The 26,607-nt window shown below is 40.8% G+C and carries 24 protein-coding genes; 11 read left to right on the top strand and 13 right to left on the bottom strand.

From position 1 onward, the window contains the following. Positions 1-295: 295 nt before the first annotated feature. The 8 genes from AC5JP1_RS13160 to AC5JP1_RS13125 form a co-directional block, all read right to left on the bottom strand. Positions 296-1,222: a cation diffusion facilitator family transporter gene (locus AC5JP1_RS13160; RefSeq protein ID WP_114701933.1), complete on the bottom strand. Its 927-nt coding sequence runs from the start codon at positions 1,220-1,222 to the stop codon at positions 296-298. A 1,429-nt stretch (positions 1,223-2,651) separates the two neighbouring features. Then, positions 2,652-3,653 carry a DNA-binding protein gene (locus AC5JP1_RS13155; protein ID WP_114701934.1) on the bottom strand — a complete coding sequence of 334 codons (1,002 nt, stop codon included), beginning with the start codon at positions 3,651-3,653 and terminating at the stop codon, positions 2,652-2,654. 258 nt (positions 3,654-3,911) lie between these two features. Beyond that, complete coding sequence (locus tag AC5JP1_RS13150; protein ID WP_156410068.1) at positions 3,912-4,076, bottom strand: hypothetical protein; 165 nt, start codon at positions 4,074-4,076, stop codon at positions 3,912-3,914. After that, positions 4,063-4,326 carry a BrnT family toxin gene (locus AC5JP1_RS13145; RefSeq protein WP_226949371.1) on the bottom strand — a complete coding sequence of 88 codons (264 nt, stop codon included), beginning with the start codon at positions 4,324-4,326 and terminating at the stop codon, positions 4,063-4,065. The genes AC5JP1_RS13150 and AC5JP1_RS13145 overlap by 14 nt, the downstream gene beginning before the upstream one ends. 18 nt (positions 4,327-4,344) lie before the next feature. Next, positions 4,345-4,572: a type II toxin-antitoxin system RelB/DinJ family antitoxin gene (locus AC5JP1_RS13140; protein WP_114701935.1), complete on the bottom strand. Its 228-nt coding sequence runs from the start codon at positions 4,570-4,572 to the stop codon at positions 4,345-4,347. Positions 4,573-4,655: 83 nt separating this feature from the next. Beyond that, positions 4,656-5,612, bottom strand: coding sequence for a replication initiation protein (locus AC5JP1_RS13135; RefSeq protein WP_493844505.1), 957 nt, complete (start codon positions 5,610-5,612; stop codon positions 4,656-4,658). Positions 5,613-5,938: 326 nt separating this feature from the next. Further along, positions 5,939-6,109, bottom strand: coding sequence for a hypothetical protein (locus tag AC5JP1_RS13130; RefSeq protein WP_162799535.1), 171 nt, complete (start codon positions 6,107-6,109; stop codon positions 5,939-5,941). Between the two features lie 198 nt (positions 6,110-6,307). Then, positions 6,308-6,649 carry a hypothetical protein gene (locus AC5JP1_RS13125; RefSeq protein WP_201555265.1) on the bottom strand — a complete coding sequence of 114 codons (342 nt, stop codon included), beginning with the start codon at positions 6,647-6,649 and terminating at the stop codon, positions 6,308-6,310. Positions 6,650-6,911: 262 nt separating this feature from the next. Here AC5JP1_RS13125 and AC5JP1_RS13120 point away from each other — a divergent pair, with 262 nt between their 5' ends. Together AC5JP1_RS13120 and AC5JP1_RS13115 are read left to right on the top strand one after the other, a co-directional pair. Next, complete coding sequence (locus tag AC5JP1_RS13120; RefSeq protein WP_493844504.1) at positions 6,912-9,548, top strand: MobA/MobL family protein; 2,637 nt, start codon at positions 6,912-6,914, stop codon at positions 9,546-9,548. A gap of 30 nt (positions 9,549-9,578) precedes the next feature. Continuing rightward, positions 9,579-10,535, top strand: coding sequence for a hypothetical protein (locus tag AC5JP1_RS13115; RefSeq protein ID WP_201569629.1), 957 nt, complete (start codon positions 9,579-9,581; stop codon positions 10,533-10,535). A 187-nt stretch (positions 10,536-10,722) separates the two neighbouring features. On the opposite strand, the gene AC5JP1_RS13110 is transcribed toward AC5JP1_RS13115, so the two are convergent. After that, positions 10,723-10,998 (bottom strand): hypothetical protein, encoded by a 276-nt coding sequence (locus tag AC5JP1_RS13110; protein ID WP_057758781.1) that lies wholly within the window; start codon positions 10,996-10,998, stop codon positions 10,723-10,725. A 155-nt stretch (positions 10,999-11,153) separates the two neighbouring features. Next, positions 11,154-11,378, bottom strand: coding sequence for a helix-turn-helix domain-containing protein (locus AC5JP1_RS13105; protein ID WP_057758779.1), 225 nt, complete (start codon positions 11,376-11,378; stop codon positions 11,154-11,156). 340 nt (positions 11,379-11,718) lie between these two features. Here AC5JP1_RS13105 and parA point away from each other — a divergent pair, with 340 nt between their 5' ends. The 7 genes from parA (at position 11,719) to AC5JP1_RS13070 (ending at position 21,283) form a co-directional block, all read left to right on the top strand. Then, on the top strand, positions 11,719-12,357 hold the full coding sequence (gene parA / locus AC5JP1_RS13100; RefSeq protein WP_057758778.1) for a ParA family partition ATPase: 639 nt from the start codon (positions 11,719-11,721) through the stop codon (positions 12,355-12,357). Positions 12,358-12,360: 3 nt separating this feature from the next. Continuing rightward, positions 12,361-12,570 carry a hypothetical protein gene (locus AC5JP1_RS13095; RefSeq protein ID WP_057758776.1) on the top strand — a complete coding sequence of 70 codons (210 nt, stop codon included), beginning with the start codon at positions 12,361-12,363 and terminating at the stop codon, positions 12,568-12,570. A 378-nt stretch (positions 12,571-12,948) separates the two neighbouring features. Continuing rightward, positions 12,949-14,538, top strand: coding sequence for a class I SAM-dependent DNA methyltransferase (locus AC5JP1_RS13090; protein WP_493844503.1), 1,590 nt, complete (start codon positions 12,949-12,951; stop codon positions 14,536-14,538). Beyond that, the gene (locus AC5JP1_RS13085) at positions 14,528-15,853 is read left to right on the top strand and encodes a restriction endonuclease subunit S (RefSeq protein ID WP_493844502.1); all 1,326 of its coding nucleotides are present in this window, start codon (positions 14,528-14,530) and stop codon (positions 15,851-15,853) included. Before AC5JP1_RS13090 ends, AC5JP1_RS13085 begins: the two co-directional genes overlap by 11 nt. 52 nt (positions 15,854-15,905) lie before the next feature. Next, positions 15,906-16,754, top strand: a complete 849-nt coding sequence (locus AC5JP1_RS13080; RefSeq protein WP_493844501.1) for a hypothetical protein — start codon at positions 15,906-15,908, stop codon at positions 16,752-16,754. A 78-nt stretch (positions 16,755-16,832) separates the two neighbouring features. Then, positions 16,833-20,015: a type I restriction endonuclease subunit R gene (locus AC5JP1_RS13075; RefSeq protein ID WP_493844500.1), complete on the top strand. Its 3,183-nt coding sequence runs from the start codon at positions 16,833-16,835 to the stop codon at positions 20,013-20,015. A gap of 71 nt (positions 20,016-20,086) precedes the next feature. After that, positions 20,087-21,283, top strand: a complete 1,197-nt coding sequence (locus AC5JP1_RS13070; RefSeq protein ID WP_493844499.1) for an AAA family ATPase — start codon at positions 20,087-20,089, stop codon at positions 21,281-21,283. Positions 21,284-21,349: 66 nt separating this feature from the next. Here AC5JP1_RS13070 and AC5JP1_RS13065 read toward each other — a convergent pair. Continuing rightward, a protein-coding gene (locus AC5JP1_RS13065) for an IS3 family transposase (RefSeq protein WP_493842780.1) occupies positions 21,350-22,515 on the bottom strand; the annotation gives its coding sequence in 2 pieces (ribosomal slippage) (positions 21,350-22,257 and positions 22,257-22,515; 1,167 coding nt in all). Between the two features lie 100 nt (positions 22,516-22,615). On the opposite strand from AC5JP1_RS13065, the gene AC5JP1_RS13060 reads away from it, so the two are divergent. Further along, a protein-coding gene (locus AC5JP1_RS13060; protein WP_493842780.1) for an IS3 family transposase occupies positions 22,616-23,781 on the top strand; the annotation gives its coding sequence in 2 pieces (ribosomal slippage) (positions 22,616-22,874 and positions 22,874-23,781; 1,167 coding nt in all). Positions 23,782-24,088: 307 nt separating this feature from the next. Here AC5JP1_RS13060 and AC5JP1_RS13055 read toward each other — a convergent pair. Further along, positions 24,089-25,254, bottom strand: a protein-coding gene (locus AC5JP1_RS13055) for an IS3 family transposase (protein ID WP_493842780.1) whose coding sequence is annotated in 2 segments (ribosomal slippage) — positions 24,089-24,996 and positions 24,996-25,254 — 1,167 coding nt in all. Because the reading frame shifts where the segments join, the coding sequence is not laid out codon by codon here. A gap of 67 nt (positions 25,255-25,321) precedes the next feature. Here AC5JP1_RS13055 and AC5JP1_RS13050 point away from each other — a divergent pair. Continuing rightward, complete coding sequence (locus AC5JP1_RS13050; protein WP_493844498.1) at positions 25,322-26,122, top strand: AAA family ATPase; 801 nt, start codon at positions 25,322-25,324, stop codon at positions 26,120-26,122. A 113-nt stretch (positions 26,123-26,235) separates the two neighbouring features. Here AC5JP1_RS13050 and AC5JP1_RS13045 read toward each other — a convergent pair whose 3' ends face one another. Beyond that, a complete protein-coding gene (locus AC5JP1_RS13045) occupies positions 26,236-26,505 on the bottom strand; it encodes a recombinase family protein (protein WP_443535576.1) in 270 nt (89 codons plus the stop codon). Positions 26,506-26,607: the final 102 nt, after the last annotated feature.

Below are 26,607 nucleotides of genomic sequence, written 5' to 3'. Positions count from 1 at the left end.
CACGCCCTTTATGCTTATGGGAAATTATCCTATCTTGATAATAATAACCCTGTTATTACTAATAAGCTATTTTGGCAAAGGTCTAACCACACTTAGAAGACGAGGGTAATAGTAAACTTAATCATAATAATTTAATCAGCGTAAGTTTTTTATTTTTTCTAGGTAACGTCCTAACGCACGTAAATATAAAAGTTTTAAACTATTGATCACATAAGAACTGATTGAAAAAATTATGTTGACATAAGGCACGCGCCTCATACTTAAAAAGAGATAGCTATATACGGTCTATCATCTTTTAGTTGATACTTTCATTTAATGCACGCGATTTTTGATTGTCATCTGCCTTAGTACCAAATTCAATAGTTGCATGTTGTATATTCTGATGCGCCAAATCTTCCTTGATGTTTTCTTTCATAGTAATAGTCTCTTCAAACGTTATATCGGTCTTCGGTACAATATGAACTGTAAGAGCATTCTCAGTGGTACTCAAAGCCCAGATATGTAAATGATGAAAGTTTTGAATAAAATTATAGCTCTCTAAGATAGCAGTGATTTTACTGAGATCAACATTTTGAGGTACTCCGTCGATAGCAAGCTTGATACTCTCTTTTAGTAGACCCCAAGTCGATAACAGTATAACGACTGAAATAATCAAGCTAACTAGAGGATCAACGATATTCCAACTTGTATAGTAAATAATAATGCCCGAGATAACGACACCTACAGAGACCAATGCATCTACCATTAGATGCAAGAAAGCACCTTTGACATTAATATCGTCTTTTTGACCTTTGTAGAATGCAAAAGCAGAAACAGTATTTATAAATACACCTATTAGAGCTGTAATAATAATAACTTTTCCTGCAACTTCCGGTATCGTATCAAATCGACCCAAGGCCTCATACGCAATACCTATAACGATTGTAACTAACAATATGGCGTTAATAAGAGACGCCATTATAGAAGCTTTTTTGTAGCCATAGGTATAAAGCGTAGTAGATGCTTTCTGTGCTAATTTCATTCCAATTAACGAGATTATTAAACTGGCAACATCACTTAAGTTGTGGCTAGCGTCTGCGATTAAAGCTAATGAATTAGTTGAGTAGCCCACTATAAACTCGATGAGCGTAAATGCAGAATTTAGACCAATCCCAATATAAAAAGCTTTATTCATATTTTTAGGGTCTGGAGCTTGATGACTGTGGTTATCTGAATTACTCATAATTTACCCTTGTTTAGGTTGCTGCATTTTATTAAAGGTAGAAAATAAGTTTATTGCATATTTTCTATATTGCACAGTCAATATTGCTCTAATACCGTAGACCCACTTATTTTTATCAATAAACTGAGCCACAACTTGATTGTGTGTCCTATCTCTCCTTGGGCGAAAAAAGCGGATTTTACTGTAATCTAACTGGCTTACGTAAGCTTCTTGTTCTCATGTTCAAGCTCTTTAGTATGTGTAGCTTAGTCTTGAATGTTGGTTAGTATAGTTTCATTAGTGTGCTTTTTATGACATGACCACATAAAGGTGTAATCGTTTAATGCTTCAATCAGCATACGAACGGCGCGTTCTTTAATCTCAGGAGTGTAGGTTTGTCTTTTCATTATCGTATTCTCTCAGAAAGATGATTTACCGCTTCTTAACAGCGCGTGTAAAACCTTGCATCTGACGACTAAGCCGGTCTTCATAGTAAACTATCCCAGTATTGTCAGAAACTTAACGTCTTGTGAGGATGTACTAAGTGCTAACTTCAAAATAATTGAAATGCTTACGCTAAATGACGACAAGAAAAGCCTAAGCAATCTAACGAAGAATCAGATATTAAAAACCTAATCTGTATGACAAATAAAAAAATGCCTCTGGGAGTTGACTCCCAGAGGCATTTAGTTTTAAATGTAGATAACGGTTACAGTGTGTTGACGCACCCTGTAACGAACAAATAAGCACACAGACTGCGTTATTTGAACAGCATTAAATGCCCGTATAGGTGCATTTTATCCAAAATCTGCTTTCATATCAACTCTATTTGCTATACATTTTAAAAACTGCTTGTTCGCTCGTTACATTTTCGTGCTGCTCTCTCTGTACCCGTTACCCGTCAAATGGGTGGCAGGCCTCGGTGACGACTGCGTTTGACATAAGGGTGAGCTCCCTACAGGGGTGACTAGACAAAGGATCAGAGCAACGCAATGAGTGGTTACTTGTGCATATCGTAGCGGTATATTGGGCGAACGCCCTTGCTAGCGTATGACAGCACAGTAGCGGTTATGAGCGTGTCTAGGCGGTGCTATCAGCCGTAATCATAACAGCCGTAGCTTGATACAGTGATACGGTCTTGATGACGCGATGGGCGATGAAGTCGGCATGACTAATCACATCAAATTCAAGGAATGCACTAAAGTGTTTGTGAGTATTTTTATTATACTCATAATTGCTTTAGGGTGAGTGTTCCTTGAAATCTGCTCAAGGCTCCAAAATCAGCATAAATTCACTTAGGCTAATTTAAGTAGTATATAGCCCACTAGGCTATATACTATGAGAGTTCAGAGAAAAATTTAGAATATTTATTATACAACCATCATTTATTCAGTGAGTCGATATTGTCATGGTGGATTCATAAGCTTAGTGTGAATAGAACGGGATTGACTTATTTATTGTTAATTGTCTCTCGCATCTTTTCAATCTCTGCAGTCAATGAGCTACTCTTTTCCTGTTCTGATTGATAGTTAATTGAAAGCTCATCATACTGCTCACTCAATGCAGTGTGCTCAGTACTAAGCAAAGTTCTCTCATGATTTAACGTGTCGTGTTGCTTAATCAGTAGCTGATGATCTGCTTCAATCTTAGCTTGCTTTTGAGTAAGCTGCTCATTAATCCCTGATAACTTATCACGTTCAGCGATTATGGCCTTTAACTCTCCTTTCACTTCTGCTGTAAGATTCGTTATCTCGTTGCGCTCAATAACGACTGTCTTTAGCTCATCCTTAGTTGCTGTCAGTTCTGTTTGCAGACGCGCGATCTCTGCTTTATCGCTATTAGCAGTGGCTTCAAGCGTGGCCACCTTCGATATGTTGGCACTCAGCTCTTTTGATTGCTGATCAAAACTGCTACGCAGGTCACCAAGTTGGGCCTGAGCTGCCACTGTTTTAGCTCGTTCAAGTTCTAGCTGGTGCTGAGTATCGCTGAGTGTCTGTGTCAGCACATCCCGTTCAGCAGTCACTTGAGCCGCGGTGATAGCCGTTGCCTCTGCAGTTGCTGTGACCTCATCGAGCTGTTCTAACAAATCAGCCTGCTCACTCTCTAGGGTCTTAACCGCTTCTTGAGCCTCATCTGTCTCAGCTTGCGACTTGGCCTTAATACTCTCTAGAGCCTCCCGTTCTTTAACCAGACGATCATTGGCAATATCAATGGCCGTCTGCCACATATCCGCACCAAGCGTTTGTAAGCGTTCAGTGATACCACTTGGTAGCTCAACCTGTCTTAGCTGCTCTTCTTGTTGGTTATCCTGACGCCAAGACTTCATAGCTTCACTGATGGTCGTGAATGATCCACCACCCAGCGCCTTACGCACTTCGGCTAAAGTAGGTTTGATACCTTGTTCGTGCAGTTGATCAGCAATAGCATGAATTTGCTGTGTAGTAATGGCCATAATTATTGTCCTTAATTTTGTATGAGTAAATATGTAGCGTTTGTAGTATTTTTTATATAGTATAATACAATATACAACATACTACAATATAAGGCTTAAAAAAACCTCAAGTAATCTTGAGGTCACAATCATTAGATTAGGGCTAACGATCAGTTAAGTACTCTTCTAGCGCATTACTATCATTTATTAATGATTAGCGCCTGTTTGCTTGGTTTTATCCTTAAATTTGGCAATGATACTGGCCTCAGTAAAGAACGCTTATGGTTTAATACTGCCACGGCTAACACCTGACCAGTCGGTGACTTCTGGAATGTCTGATAGATCAATGTCGTCATCATTAAGCGTTGCTAAATGCTCTAAATCTACTTGTTGCTTGGCCGTTAGTGGTGGTAGCTCGTCTATTTGATAACTAACTTTGTTCACACTGGCTCCCTTTCATTTTTTTGACACGTCTAGCTGAGATAATGCGTATAACCTCACCATTATCTATTTCTGTTTGCGTATGGGCTACCAATAGGACGGCGGTACCGTCTACTGTACCCAGCGCTTGCCACTGCTTTTCATCATTTTCATACCTGTCTTGCTGACGCAGGCATAAAAGGTCTAGAAAAACTCGGGCGGCTGCCTCAAATAATAAACGGTGCTTACGCTGATTGGTGTTTTTTTTGTTCATCCCATTCAAATCTAATACTTATCTGTTCTCTCTGTCAGTATGCTCTTTATAGATTAGCAATTCATCTTGACTGACAGCTGTTACTTTCTGGTATTCAAAAGATAGCGGTACTTGATTGGTTTGCGCCACTTGGGTCAAGAACAATTTAATCGCTTGAGACGGCGTTAGACCATAGCTTTCAAACACGGCAAAAGCATTTTCTTTTAGCTCTTGATCGAGCCTGATATTATAATTAGTTGTCGTCATGGCATTACAAATGGCTTATCTGTGTACATATAATATAAACCATTTGTATAGACAGTACCAGATTAATCACTCTTTTTTCTTTGCTATGATTTTTGCTTAGGGAACGTATAACCTACCGCCAGCAAATGCTTTTTATGGGTCTTTAAAAAAGCTTCATCTCTTAATTGAGTGTGTAACCAGCTGATCACTTCTTGGGTACTTTTTCCTGAAGGCGCATAGCTACCAAATGGGGCATAGTTAGCCAATAGAGGCGCAAAACGGTCGATCTGTTTGACTGTTAAGGATGGTATATCTCTATTCTCATTATTCTGATTTAAGTCCTCCAGACTTTTTTTCTTGGTGGGCTTAGCTTTTACATTAAATTTTAGTCCTGTGACGGTACGACCACGTTTGACGTTTTCATAGGTGATTTTAATATCTGACTTTTCTGTTATTTCTTCAACGCTTGGGTTGATGACTCGACTTTTTAGGTTGTTAATACGTTCGTAAGATTTAGAAAGAGCTAGCTCCTCTCTAATTTCTTCAAGTGACATTGTCCACGAGCTCATTGCCTCATGTTTTTTGGCCAGATGGTATATATCTATTGAATATTCACCCTTCAGTTTAAGTACATCTTCTTTTTTATATTTAGTGAATGGATTATTTTCATTAAAAACCTTCAACATCAGTAGCACTTCATCTGTAAAACATAGAGACACATAGCCATCTTCATATATTGATCTGATGACCCACTGTACATTGACACGGCTACCGCGTTCATTTCTATAGCTAAAAAATCGCCTCATCATCGTTTCACTAGCATCTTTTAATTGAGTATAAGCAGAATCCACTTGAATGTTGCAAGCCTCTGCAAATGCTTTCGCGGTTATCTCTATAGTGTCTTTTTCAGTGGCATCTATCAAACGCACTACTGAACTAGCAAGCAACAGCAACCGTTTTTCATCAAGTGTCATTTCATAAAACGCTTGTAGAATACGATTTTGCATAACAACCCAATTTGCAGGGTATTTCTTCTCATATAAACCAACTTGGTTAGTCATATCTACGCCTTAATACTCAAATCTATCTAATTGTAGCATAATACCTGCTGATTGTAGCTTTTAACCTAGCTGATTGTAGCATTAACCTAGCTGATTGTAGCATTAACCTAGCTGATTGTAGCTTTATAGATCTTGAAGCCCTTAACTGGTAAGGTCTGAGAGCTTCCTAAAAGTCTTTAAAAATCTTTAAAAGTAAAAAATATGTTTTTATATTAAATAATAGGAAAAAAGCTCAAGAACTGACGGATTTGAGATGATAATATGAGCGACCAATCACTTATAGAACTGTTCAGTAGCTCAAAACGCTATGGTCAATTTACTCGGTATCAATCTTTATTCTCATAGTTCGGATTAAGCTTTGATCTTTGAAAATCTTCAAAAGCACGGTCAAAGATATTTTGAATGTCTTCATCTGTCATTCTGGCCAACGCTGTTTTCATACTCTCAGTATCAGTCTCATTTTTTGTAGATAACTTGTCTTCATTTTCAATAGTCATTATCGACACATCTGTAAACACATCTTAAAGCATTGCTAAAACGCATAAAAAATACTCTTATATGCGTTCTACGCTCTGTTCGATACGATGGTAGCTAAAGCTATTTTAAAACGCTTAAAACGGCCAATAATAACCTCCTAACTTTTCGCTGATTAGCAGACGATTCATCTGTACTGCTAATAATCCAATTCCTAGCTACTACTGCTCCAATGAATCATCCTCAAACAATGAACCGTGCTTACTATTCTGACTGTCTTTAGGTGGTGTAAAGTTGCTTAGTGTTACCTTAGCCTCACCTTGCATCTTATGAGCAATTGACTTTAAAAACTCACGGTGCTTTTTCAAACGGACATACTTTTCATTATCGTGTGCGTCTAAAAAAATAGCTTGCAGTTCATGATTATCATCATCGTCTAATGCGTTGGCCAACCACTCCCCCAATATTTTATGTGCTTCAAGCCTGTCCTGATCAATCTCTTTTTTAAGAGCCTGTAATTGCTTAATCTTATTTGCAAATAGATCATCTGATATTACTGACATTACTTCATCTTTTTTTTAGCCAACTATGATAGAGTTGATCCTAGCAGTACATACACAGGTATGCAAGGTAGTAAAATACACAAGACCACATCGTTTCGTGGGCGCAGTAGTATTTTAACCCTCTGTTAAGAGCGAACTTAGGAGTTTATGTAAAAAATGCCCACAAGGGGCGCTATTTTTTTACATAAACTCCTAAGTTCGGCAGGGGGCGAACCCCCTACAACCCCCAAAAAATCATCTCTCAATATTGGGTTTTTTTGCTATGAATAATAAAGGGTTTCATCTGTCGGTTAGCGCCGTTAGTAAGGCGAAAAATCATAGTGTGGTGGCAAAGTCGGCTTATAATTCTGGCTCAAAACTGGTTGATGAGCAGTCAGGAGTCGTCCACGATTATACCAGTAAAGCTAAAGACAAAATCTTAAACTTAGTGGACAGTGATGGCACTAAATACACGCAAGTTATTGAGAAAAATGTGGTGCATACGGCGTTGTTAACGCCAACTCTTGCTGGGGATCTAGCAGTGACACGTGAGGGTTTTTGGAATGATATCGAACGCATTGAGACTCGTAAAAACGCGCAATTGGGTACTGAGATTGATGTGATGTTTCCTGATGGAATCACCGCTGATCAGCGTATAGTTCTGGCCGAGTGCTACGCTCAAACCTTATCTGATCGCTATAACGTGCTTGTCGATGTGGCCATTCATCGGCCCCACAGTCACGAGAAACATGTGGGGGAGGTTGAAGTGGTTGAGCTGACCAGTCGTAACTTTCATGCCCATATTTTACTCTCAAGCCGTGAGATAGTAGCGGATGTTAAGGGTTATGCTTTATCAGCACGCAAGAATTGGTTGCAGTGGTCAACGGAGGAGCGGTTATCTAAGGGGTTAAACGGGCGCGGCGATGAACTTAAATATCAACGCACCCTTTGGGCGGATATGGCCAATGAGCTACTGCCTGAGAATAAAACCATTAGTGAGAAATCCTACCGTGAGCTGGGCATCAGTCGTTTACCAAAAATGAAACTGGGTAAGTCACTATATAAGGATATTCTCAAAGGCAATCGTTCAGTGATTCATGAGTACAACGAGACGATTGATGAGATCAATGCTTACATTGAAAAAAATGGTCTGGTAATTGAGTATGACGACAAGGGACGTATTGACCTAGAAAGCAATGAACAAGAGGTTAACGGCGTCACAATACATTATAAAAAGCGTAAACCCTTTGCGCGAATTGAGCTCAGTAATATCCGCTTTGTAGATCCTGCCGCTGAACTTGAACCCGCTATTCCTAAAAATAAGAGTCAGACGCATAGTGATGCGGCCAATGATCACGCACTTGATGAGCTTTTAGCAATCTCAGCCAACTTTGTGAGTCAAAAAAAGATGGTACGCAGCGCCTTATTTTCAACCATTGATGCGCTGCATGAAGAGTTAGCGCACCAGTCTAAACAGATTATTACCATTGATAAAAACATTAAGAGTACCCAGCGGTTCACCGAGGAGGTGGGACAGGATTTTAGCGAGCCCCGCCAAAAAATGATTGAGCTTGCCCAGAAAATACATACGACAGAGCAAAGTGAGGCACTGAAAACGGCTTTAGTGTTGGTTGATCAATTTAGACAAGATGACACCCTACAAACAGGCCGCGCTGTTAGCCGCCTTGAAGAGCAGCTGTCACAGATTGATAAAACGATGCTGAACAATAAAACGGTTTTAAAAGAGCTTATTCCCCTTAACAATCGAGTTATTGATGATCATAAGGCGCTTAAGGCCACCCTAAAACCGTTTGCCGCAACGCTGAATAAGCTGGCTACTGACTTTAAATCGCTTGATGAGATTGATGTTGAAAAAACTGAGCTGCAGCAGCACTGGCGCGAGGCGTTTGAGGATTTGCAGGCGATCGAGGTAACGAGCAACCTTGACACCTATCATAAGTTCGCGGCACTGGCAGATCTTGATGTTGAGCGTTTTAAAGCGCTTGAGCAAGAGCGTGAGGCGCTGCGTGCTCTTAAAGCGGTAGAGATAGATGATACCGCTGAGGCACGTTTGCAGATGCTTGCATCTGATGTAAAGACATTTAAAACCGCCAATAATGAAGACATCAAACAATTAAAGCTGCAAATCAATACCAGTCAAAAAACCTATCAGCGCCTATCGCCGTTTTATGAGCAGCGTATTGCCCTTCTTGATCAAAGTGAAGCGGTGATTGTGCAAGATGATAACTTATACGATGAGATTACCCGTACCAAGACCACTCAATTGAACGCAGATCGGCTTGATGACTGGCGTACTCGTACCATGGCGCTCCAATACCAGCTCAACAAAGCGCGTGAGCAAGCCGAAACTGAGAACAAAGCTAGGCGTGAGCGAGAGGAAGCAGAGAAGCGGCGGCAAGAAAAACAACAAAAAGAGCAAGATGCTACTGCCCTTGCGCGTACCCGACAGGCAGAAGTCAAGGCGTATCAGAGCAGGTTTGATAATATGCTGGTACGGGTTAAATACCGTATTGATAAGATCGACTTTAAAGCGATTGATACTACTGCCACTGTGATAGAGGCGGCTGAAAAGTTAGCTGCTGAGGCCCTCGTTTTAAAAACGCTTCAGCATACTGATAACGTCACCGCGTTGCAAAAGCGTTTGCGAGACACGGATGCAGAACGGGTGATGATAGACAGAGATACGTCGGTACAGACACTATTACAAGCGCTCGGCACGCTTCCTAGCGACCGTCATAAAATTGATACTATAAACGCGCTTAATGAGCGTTTTGAGCAGGTTCCTGACATCCGCGTGGGCACGCAAAATTTAGCGCAAATCTTGGCCGCACAAGTGCTGGATATAGACAATGCTATTCAAGAAAAAGCGCGCCATTACTCGTCACCACGCCCATTTTAGTTGTGATGATTACAATAATGAGTACTTACTATGAATAAAAATGACCGCACTGAGCAAGACATACACGATCAACTTGTTAACCTAGTGACTTCATTGACTCCGGTCATTGGGGCCTTGCGTGAGCTGATTAAGCGAGCCGATGATGCGGTAGCGAGGCGGCTTGAGCGTTCGCTTAGCGGTATTGATAGCAAGGTGAATGAGGTGTCTTCTGCCATTGAAGAATTAGGTAGTAGCGCAAGCACGACTTCGCAGGCATTGAGTCAGTATCAAGAACTCGTGTTAAAGCAGCTACAAGCGGCAGTGACTGCTTTTACTGACAATGAGATGCCGCGTCGTTATGATGACAAAATAGCAGGCATCATCACCGATATGAAACAGCAGATTGATACGGCTGTAGAGTCGGTCGTTACTGCTAAAAACGACAGCATAGAGGTACAAGTGAGTACCATGCAAGCGGTGGCTGACAAGCTTGGCGCAAGCGCTGACAATCTAGCCCTATTCACCAATCAGTACCAAGCTGGTCATAAGCAGATTATTGAAGATATTGAGACCTTTGAGACCACCACCAAAACGCGGATTGAGCAGGTTGAGGGTAGAGCTAGTAAAGACTTGGACAAAATTCATAAGTCCATTGAGACTATGAGTATTAAAAGGATTGCAGCCGTTGTCGCAGCGGGTACGATGGCTGTGATAATAAGTTTGGTGGCCCTGGTATTTTGGTATGTGCCAAGCTTTGATGAGATTGCAGAGATGAGATACCAGCAAGCAGAGCTACAGCGCGGCATCGATGAGCTTGAAACGGGGTGGAAGCAGGCATTTGATAACGCTCAAAGTCAGCAGATTATTTTGGCTTGTGATGTTAATGAAGCGCAGCCTGATGCAATCAGCTGGTGCGTTAGAGCAGACAGCAAAAGTGTTTTGAGAGATGAGAGAGGCTTTGTTTATTATAAAATAGCTGGGGTGCCGCGTGCAGAGCCGACTGAGTAAAGGCATATGGTAACAGTAAGCCATATTGCCCAAAAGTGCGTCTTCTGAGACATATAAGACTGAAAAAAGCTTGTTTGATTGTCGTTATCTTTGTCTATATCAAGAAGCCAGATAATGACACTTTATCTGGCTTTAAGGATTATTGTTTCTTGTTAAACAAGAAGTCTGTAAATATAAGCTAAAGCCATTACGCTGCTTGGTCAGTGTGAGCTGTGACCAACTCTATAAAAGCAGTTTCAAGGGTGCTTAACGCATGATCGTCAACGATAAGACCGTCATCTAGCTGTCGTTGCACCCAGACATAAACCGCTTCATCATTATAAAGAATGGGGTCAACACCAAGTAGGGTTGCCAGCTGTAAGCCTTGCTGTATTTGTAAGCTTAATAACAGCTGAGAGGCTAACGTTTTAGTCTGTTCACTAAACCATGTGCAGCTATTGAGCCGAGATAGATTGTTATTCATTGGTATTCTCCTATAGACCATTATATGCATATAATAAATAAAATGACTTACTACAGGTCAAATTATACCTATATTTTAATCTATTGCAAGAGAAAATAACCTTCTGTAGGTCTTTTTATTCGTTTAAAGACAATCACAGCTCATGACAACGTTATTTATGCTGGTGACTCACTGCTGTCCTCATTTATGATTTCGTATAAATCACCAACATTGATTCTAAGATAAGTACATAAAGACTCGATGACATCTAGATCAACGCGGGTGGCTTCTTCATGATACATGCGAGTAATGGTGCCACGATTGATGCCAGTATCTCTTGAGATATCGGCAATTTTAAGGCGTCTTTCACCCATGATGGTCGATAAGTGACACTTCACCATAGTGGTTCCCTCATTCATATTAGTGGTTTTTGATTGGTGAGCGGATTATAACGAATATGAGCGGCTAAAGTATTGCTTTTAGTAGCTCATATTGATACTTGATAGCTACACTTTATATGTTAGCAGTCAGTTTACTGGGGCATCTCAGTCTTTGATAAATTTATGCATTTTTATGAATATTATTCACATAGAAATTCAGTCGATATCAAAGATATAGTTATTTTTTAAAAATGTTGCTATTCATCTAACTATTGAGTAAAGTCTTAATAATACTCAAATACTCAAATACTCAAATACTCAAATACTCAAATACTCAAATACTCAAACTTAGGATTGCTCTATGAAAGTCATTGCTGTGTTGAATCAAAAAGGAGGCAGTGGCAAGACAACTATTGCCACTCAATTAGCTCGTGGCTTGCAGCTGCAAGGACATAGTGTATTGCTAGTAGATAGTGATCAGCAGGGCAGTGCACGGGATTGGCGAGCTGTAGATGAAGATAATCCAGTACCAGTGATAGGTCTCGATAGACCTACGCTTGATAAAGATCTAAAAAACGTCTCTGATAAAGAGTATGTGGTGATTGATGGTTCACCACAAGCAACTAGTTTGGCTTTATCTGCAATTAAGGCGGCTGATTTTGTATTAATTCCTGTACAGCCTAGCCCATACGATGTCTGGGCGACTAGCGATTTAGTAGACTTAGTAAAGCAGCGTATAGAGATGACTGACGGTAAACTAAAAGCAGCCTTTGTAGTGTCTAGGGCAATTCAGAATACTAATATTGGTAAGGATGTGGCTTCAGTTTTACTAGAGTACGGTCTACCTGTGTTAGATAGTAGAATTATGCAACGTGTAAGTTATCCAAATAGCGCAGCATTAGGCAAGACCGTGTTTGATACTGAGTCAGTGAATAGTAATGCGGTACAAGAAATGACAGCATTGGTTAATGAAATTAAAACATTCTTTGATAAGGAGTAAATGATGAGCTTAGCAGCAGGTCGTCCCAGCAAGAAGGTAAAAGATGAGTTATCTTTGTCAGACGTGACCGATAGTCCTCAAAAAACGGCACGAGTAAACTTTAACATTGACAAAGATAAGTATATTGCATTCAAAAAGTTTGCGCTTGATAACCGAAAGACAGTGACTGAGCTATTAACTGAAATGATTGAAGAAAAGTTGGTTGAGCGATAGGCATAAAAAATCCGATTTTTTATGCCTATAAAAAGGATATGTATAAAAAACTCAAAAAACTATACATATTATCGGATTTTAGGGCTGATTTTTGACAACTCCCATTCAGCCAGAATTTTTCATAGTGACAGACTAATAACGAGTATTGTTACCCTTGATTTGTTACTGTTAATCTATACGTAGTTGCGCTATCTATGCGCTATTTAGAAACTATCTTTTACTGCCTAACCTGTAGAAAGATTGTACTTCTTACAGGTTAGATTTGTTTTAGTCCGATATTTCTACAGGTTAGCTTTATAAATACCTATTAAAACAACTGGCTAACTGAATTCAAACTTTAACTAATACTGCCCCTCAGAACATAGAGAACAAAAAAACATGGCTAAAACACCTGCAAATAAGAACGACACTATAAAAGACGGTCGCTTTGAAGAAGCCCTTTGGGATGCTGCCAACAAGCTACGAGGTAGTGTTGAATCCTCAGAATATAAGCATATCGTCCTTAGCCTGATTTTCTTAAAATTCATCAGTGATACTTTTGAGCAGCAGCGCCAAAAGCTTATTGATACGGGCTATGAAAAGCATATCGACATGGTGCAAGCCTATACCAAAGACAACGTATTCTATTTACCGGAGGAGAGTCGTTGGAGTTTTATCCAGCAGAATGCTAAGCAAGAAGACATCGCGCTTAAAATCGATACGGCGCTCAGTACCATTGAAAAGACCAATCAATCCCTCAAAGGTGCATTGCCTGACAACTACTTCTCGCGTCTTGGCTTAACAGCCAGTAAGCTTGCTGCCTTGATTGATGTGGTCAATAACATCGATACCATCGGCAATCCAGAAGAAGACACCGTAGGGCGCGTGTATGAGTATTTTTTAGGTAAGTTTGCCGCGACTGAAGGCAAGGGTGGCGGTGAGTTCTATACGCCTAAATCGGTGGTCAATCTGATTGCAGAAATGGTTGAGCCGTATCAAGGCAAAATCTATGATCCGTGCTGCGGTTCAGGCGGTATGTTCGTCCAGTCCATCAAGTTCATCGAGAGTCACCACGGCAATACCAAAGACGTGTCTATCTATGGGCAAGAGTACACCAGCACGACCTACAAGCTCGCCAAGATGAACCTTGCCATTCGTGGTATCTCTAGCAACTTGGGCGATGTGGCTGCCGATACCTTCTTTAAAGATCAGCACGAAGACCTAAAAGCCGACTTCATTATGGCAAACCCACCTTTTAACCAAAAGGATTGGCGCGCGCCTGATGAGCTGGTTGATGATCCACGTTGGGCAGGCTATCCAACACCACCTACGGGCAATGCCAACTATGCATGGATATTGCATATGATATCCAAGCTCTCTGAGCACGGTACAGCAGGTTTCGTATTGGCCAATGGTTCGATGTCTACCACTACTAGCGGTGAAGGTGATATACGCGAGCAAATCATCAAAAACGATCTGGTCGATTGTATGATTGCGCTGCCGGGTCAGCTGTTTTATACCACTCAAATTCCGGTGTGCTTATGGTTTATCAGTAAAGACAAACCTGCTAAATCCGCTGATAGCAAAGCACGTGGACTTCGCAATCGTAGCGGTGAGACGCTATTCATCGATGCGCGTAATATCGGGGCGATGATTGACCGTACTCATAAAGAGTTCTCTACTGATGATATCGAAGCGATTGCCAAGACGTATCATGCATGGCGCGGTGAGAAAGAAGCAGGTGGTTATGAAGCCTATGCAGATGAGGCAGGCTACTGTAAATCAGCAAGCCTAGCGGATATCGAAGCTAATGATTATGTACTGACTCCGGGGCGTTATGTAGGTGCAGCAGCGATTGAGGATGATGGCATACCGTTTGAGACTAAAATGTTAGAGCTAAGCCAAACGTTATATGCGCAGATGCAAGAGTCGCAAAAGCTAGACGCGACCATCCGTCAGAACTTGGAGGTGTTGGGTTATGGCGAGTGATTGGATAGTTGCAAAACTAGGGGATGTATTGGAAATTAAGTATGGCAAAGACCATAAAAAACTTAACGACGGTGACATTCCTTGTTTTGGTTCTGGTGGACTAATGCGCTATGTGGAAAACTCCATATACGAGAAAGAGTCAATTTTAATACCAAGAAAAGGCTCATTAAATAATATTTACTATGTAGACCAACCATTTTGGACAGTTGATACTTTATTTTGGACAAAGATAAATCTTGAAAACGTGTTTCCAAAGTTCCTTTTTTATCAATTAAGACTAACGGATTTTGTATCTCTTAATGTAGGTTCTGCTGTGCCAAGTTTGACTGTGCCAGTTCTTAATGACTTAAAGATTAAGCTACCACCACTTCCAGAACAAAAATCCATTGCCCATATCCTTGGCTCATTAGACGACAAAATCGAGCTAAACCGCCAAATGAACGAAACGCTAGAAGCGATGGCGCAGGCGTTGTTTAAAAGCTGGTTTGTTGACTTTGATCCCGTGATTGATAATGCGCTCGCAGCTGGTAATGCCATTCCTGATGAATTTATCGAACGTGCTGAGCAACGTAAAGGCATTGAGAAAAAAGACAATTCAGATATTCAGGCATTATTCCCTGATGAGTTTGAGTTTACGGAAGAGATGGGATGGATTCCGAAGGGGTGGAAGATAAGCACGTTAGGACAGGAAAGTGATTTTTCAAATGGTTATGCTTTTAAAAGTAAGGAGTTAACGGCAGCCCCTGAAGATGCTTTTTATGTATTTAAGATGGGGCATATTAAGCGGGGTGGCGGTTTTAATTACGATGGTACTAAGTCGTATTTTCCTATTGAATCTGCTAAGGACTTAGAGAGATATCTTCTAAAAAAGGGAGATTTACTTATGGCTATGACCGATATGAAGTCAAGTATGGCTCTTTTGGGACATACTGCTTTAATGCCAGAAGATGATAAGTTTTTGGTTAATCAGCGAGTTGGAAGGTTGAGTGTTAAAGAAGACGCTACTTTGAATTATCCATATATTTATATTTATTCAAACCTTGATACTACTATAAGTGAATTAAGAAGTAGGGCAAATAGTGGTGTTCAAGTGAATTTGTCCACTGCTGAGATAAAAGCGACAAATATTCTGGTTCCAAGTAAAAGCGTACATGACATCTTTGACGTAAAGGCAGTTAGCTTTTTTGAGAAGACCTTTCTTAATGACCAATTGAATAGGAAGTTAGCGGAAACTCGCGACACTCTTTTACCTAAGTTAATGTCAGGTGAATTACGCATCCCAGATGCTGCTGCGTTTGTGGATGAAGCTATATAGTTTTTGACAATAAACGTTTATCTCAAAAATATAATCATTAATGGAGTTTAAGATGAAGAAGCTTTTACTTAGTTTGGCACTTAGTTTAGGTGCTTTATCAGTAACTCCTGCAATGGCTGCCGCTCCTGCTTTCTCTGCTACTCAAATGTCTCAGGTTAAAATCAAAGACTTAAGCTTTAAAGAGGTCATGCGTGAGTTTTATAGTGGTCGTATGGGCTATGCTTCTGTCAATGATGAGTATGTTGAGTCGATGCCAAATATTGGTTTAGACAGCGTTAACAGCGATGGAGAGAGAACGATCGCTTTAATGCATCCGGTACTACCTTATGAGAATGTAACAGGTGAGCCACGTTATTTGGTTATCATCGAAAAAGTTCAGGTTAAAGATGGCTCGCTTGTATCTTGTCATGCATGTCAGGCAACAGCTGATCTGTATAGCTTTAAAAAACTAGATAATGGACTATTTCAAATGGTCAGCAAAACGCCAGAAAATGTAGAGTTTTCTAGCGGTTGGGGAAGAGTGAGTCTCAATCAAACAAGTATTCAAGAAGGCTTACAGCCATTGGGAAAAAACCTAATAGGTAGTGTGTTTATGAATAACTATATGTCTTTCGGTACGATAAGTAGCTGGTGGGACGTACTGCATTTGCCTGAAAGTAACTTTATCAATTTATATACATTAGGTGACGCTGGTGCAGAAAATAGCGGTCATTATGAGGAAGGTTCACCTTTACATTATGATTATAAAGTTGCTTTTAAAGTGCTACCTGAAAACGCTACGTACTATCCTATTATGTTGACCTATGAAGGTGAAAAGCCTACTGAGGATTACGACCGTATCAATAGTGTCAATTACAGCAAGATTGTGAAGTTCAATCCGGTGAAAAAGGCTTATGAATAATTTAGCTTTGGCTTAATATTAGACTTGCATAGCAGGTTTTGAACTAAATAATAGAAAACGATAAGAAAGGATGCATCATTGAAATTCACCGAAGACAGACTTGAACAAGCCATTGTCGAGCTACTAGCATCTGAGGGCTATCCACATACGGTTGGCGAAGCACTCGACCGTAATCCTGACGATGTGCTGATTAAGCCTGATCTTCGACAGTTTCTAGCCACCCGTTATAAAGATGACTTGATCACAGAATATGAGATTGAGTCCATCATTCATAAGCTTGAGTACCTTCCTGCATCTGATCTGTACGATACCAACAAAGCCATCATGAAGTTTGTCGCTGACGGGTTTTTCTTGAAGCGTGAGGACTATACCCAAAAAGACCTATACATCCAGCTCATCGATTATGAAGCACTCGATAACAATCGCTTTCGTATCGTCAATCAAATGGAGATACAAGGCTTTGAGCTGCGTATTCCTGATGGCATTCTTTATATCAACGGCTTACCACTGGTAGTGTTTGAGTTTAAGAGCAGCATTCGTGAAGATGCCACCATGTTTGATGCCTACACCCAGCTAACCACCCGTTATAAGCGCGATATTCCAGGGCTGTTTAAATACAATGCCCTATGTGTCATCAGTGATGGGGTCAACTCAAAGATGGGCTCGTTCTTTGCCCCGTATGAGTTCTACTACTCTTGGCGCAAAGTCACTGGCGATGAGAAATTAGAGAAAGACGGCATCCATTCCTTACTGAGCATGATGAGCGGATTATTTGATAAAGCGCGTTTGCTCGATGTCATCCGCAATTTTATCTATGTGCCTGACAAATCCAGCAAGGAAGAAAAAATCGTTTGTCGTTACCCGCAATATTATGCAGCCACCAAACTGTTTGATAATATTAAACGTCATATGAAAGTGCTTGATGCAAACGGCAAGTTTGACGAGAGCGATGCTTTACGAGATGGAAAGGGCGGTACGTACTTTGGCGCCACTGGCTGTGGTAAGAGCTATACCATGCTGTTTCTAGCGCGTCTGCTGATGCGCGACGTTGAGCTTGGCAGTCCAACCATTATTTTAATCACTGATCGCACTGATTTAGACGGTCAGCTGTCTGAAACCTTTACCAATGCTAAGACCTATATCGGTGATGAGAATATCATCAGTGTGGAAAGTCGAGCGCATCTACGCGAACAGTTAAAAGGTCGCAGAAGTGGCGGTGTGTTTTTGACCACCGTCCATAAGTTCACTGAAGATTTAGCGTTGCTGACTGAGCGTACCAACGTCATTTGTATCTCAGATGAAGCACACCGTAGCCAGATTAATCTTCAGCAGAAGATTACCGTCACTGAAGACGGTGTCAAGAAGAGCTACGGCTTCGCTAAGTACCTGCATGATTCATTGCCCAATGCCACTTACGTTGGCTTCACAGGTACGCCGATTGATGCCACCCTTGATGTCTTCGGCCCAGTCATTGATAGCTATACCATGGTTGAGTCGGTATTCGATGAAATCACGGTACGTATCGTCTATGAAGGCCGTGCGGCCAAAGTGCTACTCGATAGCAAGCAGCTTGATGAAGTCGAAAAATACTATAAAGAAAGTGCGGACGCTGGCACCAATGAGTACCAGATAGAGAAAAGCAAGAAAGCCATGGCGAGTATGTCCACCATTCTTGGTGATCCTGACCGCATCAGAGCCATTGCTGAAGACTTTGTTCAGCATTATGAGGCGCGAGTAGAAGAGGGCACGACGCAAAAAGGTAAGGCGATGTTTGTCTGTAGCAGCCGTGAAGCTGCTTATCAGCTCTATAAAGACATCATTGACCTGCGTCCTGAATGGAATGAAGTAAGAGCGTGTGAGGAAGGCTCAACCTTATCAGAGAGTGATAAGAAAAATGTCATGCCCATGGAGCGCGTCAAAATGATCATGACTCGTAACAAAGACGACGCAAAAGGCATGTGGGACAATCTCGGTAATAAAGACTATCGTAAAGAGCTCGACCGTCAGTTTAAAAACGGCAAATCTAACTTTAAGATCGCCATCGTTGTTGATATGTGGCTTACAGGCTTTGATGTACCCTTTCTTGATACCATCTACATTGATAAACCCCTACAAAAGCATAGCTTGATTCAGACCATATCACGGGTCAATCGTAAATTTGAAGGCAAGGAAAGCGGCTTAGTCGTTGATTACATCGGCATCAAAAAGCAGATGAATCTAGCGCTCTCGCATTACACTGGTGGTCAGGTTCAAAACCTAGACGATATCCAAAAGTCAGTCGTGGTGGTCAAAGACCATTTAAACCTACTGGATACCGTCTATCATAAGTTTGACTCTAGCCTTTACTTTAACGGCACGCCATTAGAGCAGCTCAATTGCTTAAATGCAGCAGCTGACTTTGCGCTACAATCTAAAAAGCTAGAAAAGCGCTTTATGGATTTAGCTAAACGTCTTAAGTCTGCCTATGATATTTGCGTAGGTAGTGAAGCACTCACCAAGACTCACAAAGACAAGATTCATTACTACCTAGCCATTCGTACCATCATCTTTAAAATAACCACTGGCGGCGCACCTGACGTTGAACAGATGAACCAAAAGGTACGTGATCTAGTGAAAGATGCGCTGATGAGTGATGGCGTAGAAGAGATCTTTAAGCTCGGCGATAATACCGACGGTGAGATTGATATCTTCGATGAAGACTACTTAGCCAAGCTTGAAGTAATCAAGCAGCCAAGTACCAAGCTAGAGCTACTACAACAGCTGCTCGCAAAAGCCATTGGTGAGCTTAAAAAGACCAATAAGGTGAAGGGCGTTGATTTTAGTAAGAAGATGAATGCTTTGGTCGAGAAGTATAATGACCGTGACGAGCAAGACATACTGCGCGCTGAGGTCATTGGTGATTTCTCCGATGAGATCATCAAGCTATATAACGAGCTACGGGTTGAGATGGCGTCGTTTGGTGAGATGGGTATCGACTTTGAAGAAAAAGCGTTTTATGACATTCTGCTATCATTGGCGCATAAGTACGATTTCACTTATCCAGAGGACAAGCTGATTGAGCTGTCTAAAGAAGTGAAAAAGCTCATCGATGAGAAGGCTAAATACACTGACTGGAACAAGCGTGATGACATCAAAGCTGAGCTACAGTTTGATTTGATGGTATTGCTCGATGAATGGGGCTATCCACCTGTAGATTCCAAAGAGGTCTACAAAGAGATATTTGAGCAGGCTGAGAACTTTAAGAGGCATCGGGTGGTTTAGTTATATTTACACGAATTTAGTATACTTTTATTTATCAAAATACACTAAGACCTTTCTATACGGATAGCGTTATGATCGAAAGTTTCCAAGTAAAAAATATTGCTACCTACAATGAGTCAGGCATTAGTTGTAATGATTTAGGTAAGATTAACTTTATATATGGAACCAATGGAAGTGGAAAAACCACTCTTTCTAATCTATTAAGAACTCGTTCTCCCAACTGTACAATAAGATGGTTGTCAGATAGACCCCTTGATATTCATGTTTATAATAAGGATTTTAAAGAGAAAAATATACTCAATAATGCCAGCTTGAACGGGGTGTTTACAATTGGTGAGGACGATATAGATAACGAAAAATTGATCTTAAAAAAACAAAATGAAGTTGAAGGTTTAGAAAAAGTAAGTTTCGGACTAGGAAAAAGCTTAGCAGATAAGAAAAAAGACTTACTAGATTTAAAGAAAGAGGTCGTTGATGCTGTCTGGTTTGATAGCGGAGAGTTGAGAAAAAATGCTTTAAAAAGCCCACTATCGGGATATCTTGGGAAGAAAGAGGATTTTTTTGCGAAAAGTTTGATCGAATTGGGTGGCACAGCAGCACTCCTAGATTTGAAGGAATTAGAAGAACAGTCAGAGACTCTTTATGGCAAGGCTCCTTCGTCTTTGCCAAAGATTATAAGCCCTTCATCAGGGCTAGATCAGGTAGAGAACAATGATATTTGGAAAGAGATCATTGTAGGAAAAGGTGACATTAACATATCAGCACTGATAGAAAGTTTGAATATCAGCTCTTGGGTACGTGAAGGATCGACCTATCTCCAAGATAATGTGGAAACATGTCCATTCTGTCAAAAGGACACAATAGACCATAATTTCAGAGAAGATATTCACAGTTATTTTGATAACAACTACACAATCAAAGAAAATCTATTAAAGTCTTTGCAAAATGCATATACCAGCTACTCAGATAAGTTGCTCAATTCATTCCAACAGATAGCCGACGCTCACAAAGTTAAAACCTCCTATGCTTTCGATTCGGTTTCGTTTGAACGGTTTATGGCTCAACTTAGAACTAAAATCCAATTAAATATAAACCTTATAGCTAGCAAGTTAGAGAAACCTAACAGGGTTATCGACATAGATGTCACTATGACTGAAATCGGGCAACTACAGAAAATTATTAATGAAGCAAATAGCCTGATTGATAAACAAAATGCATTGGTTTCAAGATTAGGTGCTTCAAAAGCAGAACTAGTTGAGCTATGCTGAAGAAACCGTACAAGTAAACTTGACCCCTGCCGTCAATCCCGTATATATAAACTTGGGAGATTTTGATTACGCAGCCTGACGATAATAATCAAACCACACCTGTCTTGGCGATTTATAGCCTAAACCCTTTTGAATCCTAGTCTGATTATAATATAACTCAATATATCCAATGATATCTCTGATAGCTGCAAACCTTGTTTTATAGTCTTGGTGATATACTAGCTCGTTCTTCAATATGCCCCAGAAGCTTTCTATGGGTGCGTTGTCAAAGCAGTTGCCTTTACCGCTCATTGAACCTGTAAACTGATGCTGCTTGATGATCTTGTGGTAAGCATGGCTACAGTACTGACTGCCTCTGTCAGAGTGAACGACTAGCCCTTTGCTTGGTTGTTTATTCTTGATGGCCATGTTCAATGCTTTGCATACTAGATCTGCGGTCATTCGCTTATTGATCGCATAGCCGACCAGCTCTTTGGTATATAAATCTTTGACTCCCGCTAAATACAACCAGCCCTCAAGCGTCCAAATATAGGTGATGTCACTGGCCCACGCTTGGTTAGGGCGACTGGCATCAAACTCTTGATCCAACACGTTTGGATAGACCAGTTTGTTGTGATTGGAGTCGGTGGTGACTTTAAAGTGTTTGTGGCGACGGCATTTGATGCTGTATTCCTCTTTGATGCTTCTGACCATGTAGGGACTGATGTTATGACCTTGCTCACTTAGATGCGCATGCAGACGCTCAACACCATAGCGCTCATGAGTTTCACTGTGAGCGGCTTTAACGAGTAGCTCACAATGGTTGCGATGTATCTGCTGCTCGCTGATATCGCGACTCAGCCAGTCGTAGTAACTTGAATGCTTAACCCTTAGCACGCGGCACATAGTGGTGATGGTAAAGAAGTGCTGGTTATCTTTGATGAAGGCGTACCTGACTAGCTGTTTTTCGCGAAGTACGCCGTCGCCTTTTTTAATATCTCTCGCTCCTCTTCGGCTACTTTAAGCTGCCGCTTGAGCTGCTTTATTTCTTGAAGAGCACTCATGAGATCAGGATCATATTGCTCTGTGCCAATCAGCTTGCCTTGATTGGCTTTGTTGTTCCAGTTCGATAAGGTTTGCATGGCGATGCCAAGCTGCTTTGCAGTCGCTGAGATATTGCCATTATTGTCTGATATCTTCTTAACGGCTTCAGCTTTAAATTCTGTGCTATAGGTTCTTATTTTCTTGACCATGATAAACTCCGATTAATATGCTTAGTTTACCAAGTTTACTTGTACGGTTTCTTCAGCATAGCTCAACTTGGTAAACTAAGCATATTAATCGGAGTTTATCATGGTCAAGAAAATAAGAACCTATAGCACAGAATTTAAAGCTGAAGCCGTTAAGAAGATATCAGACAATAATGGCAATATCTCAGCGACTGCAAAGCAGCTTGGCATCGCCATGCAAACCTTATCGAACTGGAACAACAAAGCCAATCAAGGCAAGCTGATTGGCACAGAGCAATATGATCCTGATCTCATGAGTGCTCTTCAAGAAATAAAGCAGCTCAAGCGGCAGCTTAAAGTAGCCGAAGAGGAGCGAGAGATATTAAAAAAGGCGACGGCGTACTTCGCGAAAAACAGCTAGTCAGGTACGCCTTCATCAAAGATAACCAGCACTTCTTTACCATCACCACTATGTGCCGCGTGCTAAGGGTTAAGCATTCAAGTTACTACGACTGGCTGAGTCGCGATATCAGCGAGCAGCAGATACATCGCAACCATTGTGAGCTACTCGTTAAAGCCGCTCACAGTGAAACTCATGAGCGCTATGGTGTTGAGCGTCTGCATGCGCATCTAAGTGAGCAAGGTCATAACATCAGTCCCTACATGGTCAGAAGCATCAAAGAGGAATACAGCATCAAATGCCGTCGCCACAAACACTTTAAAGTCACCACCGACTCCAATCACAACAAACTGGTCTATCCAAACGTGTTGGATCAAGAGTTTGATGCCAGTCGCCCTAACCAAGCGTGGGCCAGTGACATCACCTATATTTGGACGCTTGAGGGCTGGTTGTATTTAGCGGGAGTCAAAGATTTATATACCAAAGAGCTGGTCGGCTATGCGATCAATAAGCGAATGACCGCAGATCTAGTATGCAAAGCATTGAACATGGCCATCAAGAATAAACAACCAAGCAAAGGGCTAGTCGTTCACTCTGACAGAGGCAGTCAGTACTGTAGCCATGCTTACCACAAGATCATCAAGCAGCATCAGTTTACAGGTTCAATGAGCGGTAAAGGCAACTGCTTTGACAACGCACCCATAGAAAGCTTCTGGGGCATATTGAAGAACGAGCTAGTATATCACCAAGACTATAAAACAAGGTTTGCAGCTATCAGAGATATCATTGGATATATTGAGTTATATTATAATCAGACTAGGATTCAAAAGGGTTTAGGCTATAAATCGCCAAGACAGGTGTGGTTTGATTATTATCGTCAGGCTGCGTAATCAAAATCTCCCAAGTTTATATATACGGGATTGACGGCAGGGGTCAAGTAAGAAATTCTTGGCGATACATAGCTGAACTAAATAAGGATAATCTAAAGAAATATAATAGGGAGAGTAAAAATGCTAATAGTGCTATTAGGAGTATTAATGAGCGTCTAGCGACGACGGAAGCTAACATTAAGAAAATAAATAGAGAGATAGCACAACTATCTCAGAAAAAGACGAATACTAAAAAAACAATTGATGATATAAACAGCTCTTTGACCCCTGCCGTCAATCCCGTATATATAAACTTGGGAGATTTTGATTACGCAGCCTGACGATAATAATCAAACCACACCTGTCTTGGCGATTTATAGCCTAAACCCTTTTGAATCCTAGTCTGATTATAATATAACTCAATATATCCAATGATATCTCTGATAGCTGCAAACCTTGTTTTATAGTCTTGGTGATATACTAGCTCGTTCTTCAATATGCCCCAGAAGCTTTCTATGGGTGCGTTGTCAAAGCAGTTGCCTTTACCGCTCATTGAACCTGTAAACTGATGCTGCTTGATGATCTTGTGGTAAGCATGGCTACAGTACTGACTGCCTCTGTCAGAGTGAACGACTAGCCCTTTGCTTGGTTGTTTATTCTTGATGGCCATGTTCAATGCTTTGCATACTAGATCTGCGGTCATTCGCTTATTGATCGCATAGCCGACCAGCTCTTTGGTATATAAATCTTTGACTCCCGCTAAATACAACCAGCCCTCAAGCGTCCAAATATAGGTGATGTCACTGGCCCACGCTTGGTTAGGGCGACTGGCATCAAACTCTTGATCCAACACGTTTGGATAGACCAGTTTGTTGTGATTGGAGTCGGTGGTGACTTTAAAGTGTTTGTGGCGACGGCATTTGATGCTGTATTCCTCTTTGATGCTTCTGACCATGTAGGGACTGATGTTATGACCTTGCTCACTTAGATGCGCATGCAGACGCTCAACACCATAGCGCTCATGAGTTTCACTGTGAGCGGCTTTAACGAGTAGCTCACAATGGTTGCGATGTATCTGCTGCTCGCTGATATCGCGACTCAGCCAGTCGTAGTAACTTGAATGCTTAACCCTTAGCACGCGGCACATAGTGGTGATGGTAAAGAAGTGCTGGTTATCTTTGATGAAGGCGTACCTGACTAGCTGTTTTTCGCGAAGTACGCCGTCGCCTTTTTTAATATCTCTCGCTCCTCTTCGGCTACTTTAAGCTGCCGCTTGAGCTGCTTTATTTCTTGAAGAGCACTCATGAGATCAGGATCATATTGCTCTGTGCCAATCAGCTTGCCTTGATTGGCTTTGTTGTTCCAGTTCGATAAGGTTTGCATGGCGATGCCAAGCTGCTTTGCAGTCGCTGAGATATTGCCATTATTGTCTGATATCTTCTTAACGGCTTCAGCTTTAAATTCTGTGCTATAGGTTCTTATTTTCTTGACCATGATAAACTCCGATTAATATGCTTAGTTTACCAAGTTTACTTGTACGGTTTCTTCAGCATAGCTCACTTTGAGTTACTTCGGGTTTACGGGATTTTCTATAGTGGAAAGTCCAGATAGTAACAAACACTATCAATTAAAGAGAAATGATGGTTCTATTGCTAATGAAACGTTGAGTGAAGGTGAAGTTTCTTTTATAACTTTTCTTTATTTTTATCATCTTTGCAAAGGTGGATCGACAGAAAGTACGATAAATTCAAACCGAGTGATCGTTATTGATGACCCTATATCAAGCTTAGATAGTAACATCCTATTTGTTGTTAGTAGCTTAGTAAAAGATATCATTTACGATATAAACAATGATAGCAACCACAAGATAAAACAACTAATAGTCCTGACTCATAATGTATATTTTCATAAAGAAATTTCCTATACAAGTAACAAACTAAAAGCCAGCTGTAGAGCTAACTTCTGGAATCTTAGAAAAGTTGGAAATGTTACGAGCATAAAAAACTATTATAATAAAAACCCTATAAAAAGCTCTTATGAGCTTTTATGGCAAGAGTTAAGAGAAGATTCAACGTCTCAAACAACACTTCAAAATTCTATGCGACGTATCATTGAAAATTATTTCAAGATCCTTGGAGGGATTGAGGATAATGACATTTTGGCATGCTTCTCATGTACTCACGAGCAATTGATTTGTAGATCTCTTATATGTTGGGTTAATGATGGATCTCACTGTATACCAGACGACTTGTACGTTGATGACCAAAGCTCAACTATAGATGAATACAAACGCATATTTAAAGATATCTTCAAGCATACTAACCATCTTGCACATTATGAAATGATGGTAAGAGAAAAATGAATTTGAGTATTTGAGTATTTGAGTATTTGAGTATTTGAGTATTTGAGTATTTGAGTATTTGAGTATTTGAGTATTTGAGTATTTGAGTATTTGAGTATTTGAGTATTTGAGTATCATTCCGTTTCTTTAGCTACAACAACTATCAGTTGACGCGAGCACTTAGCCGTAATTTGTATTTCAGAATAGCTATGCCCAAATTTTAGGAGACTAGCGATAATCTTACGCTTCCCGGTATCTTTCCTACGTCCTGAGTATTTACCCTCTGTCTTAACACGAGCAATACCTTGCATCTGACGGTTACGCCGATCTTTATAGTTCTTTCTAGCAATATCAACGAAAATATCAAGCACCATTGAGGTGATGGCTTGCAATACGCTAGTCATAAACTCAGTATTGTTTGCAGGCTACAAGGCCATATATGAAGTCGGCAGCTCTTTTGATACTACCGCTAGCTTTTTCCCAGACAGTATTTTTTAAGATGTCCC

The sequence above is a fragment of the Psychrobacter sp. H29 genome (genome assembly GCF_059073055.1).
Note: the sequence above shows the minus strand (reverse complement) of the source record. Positions and strands in the feature narration are given on the sequence as shown.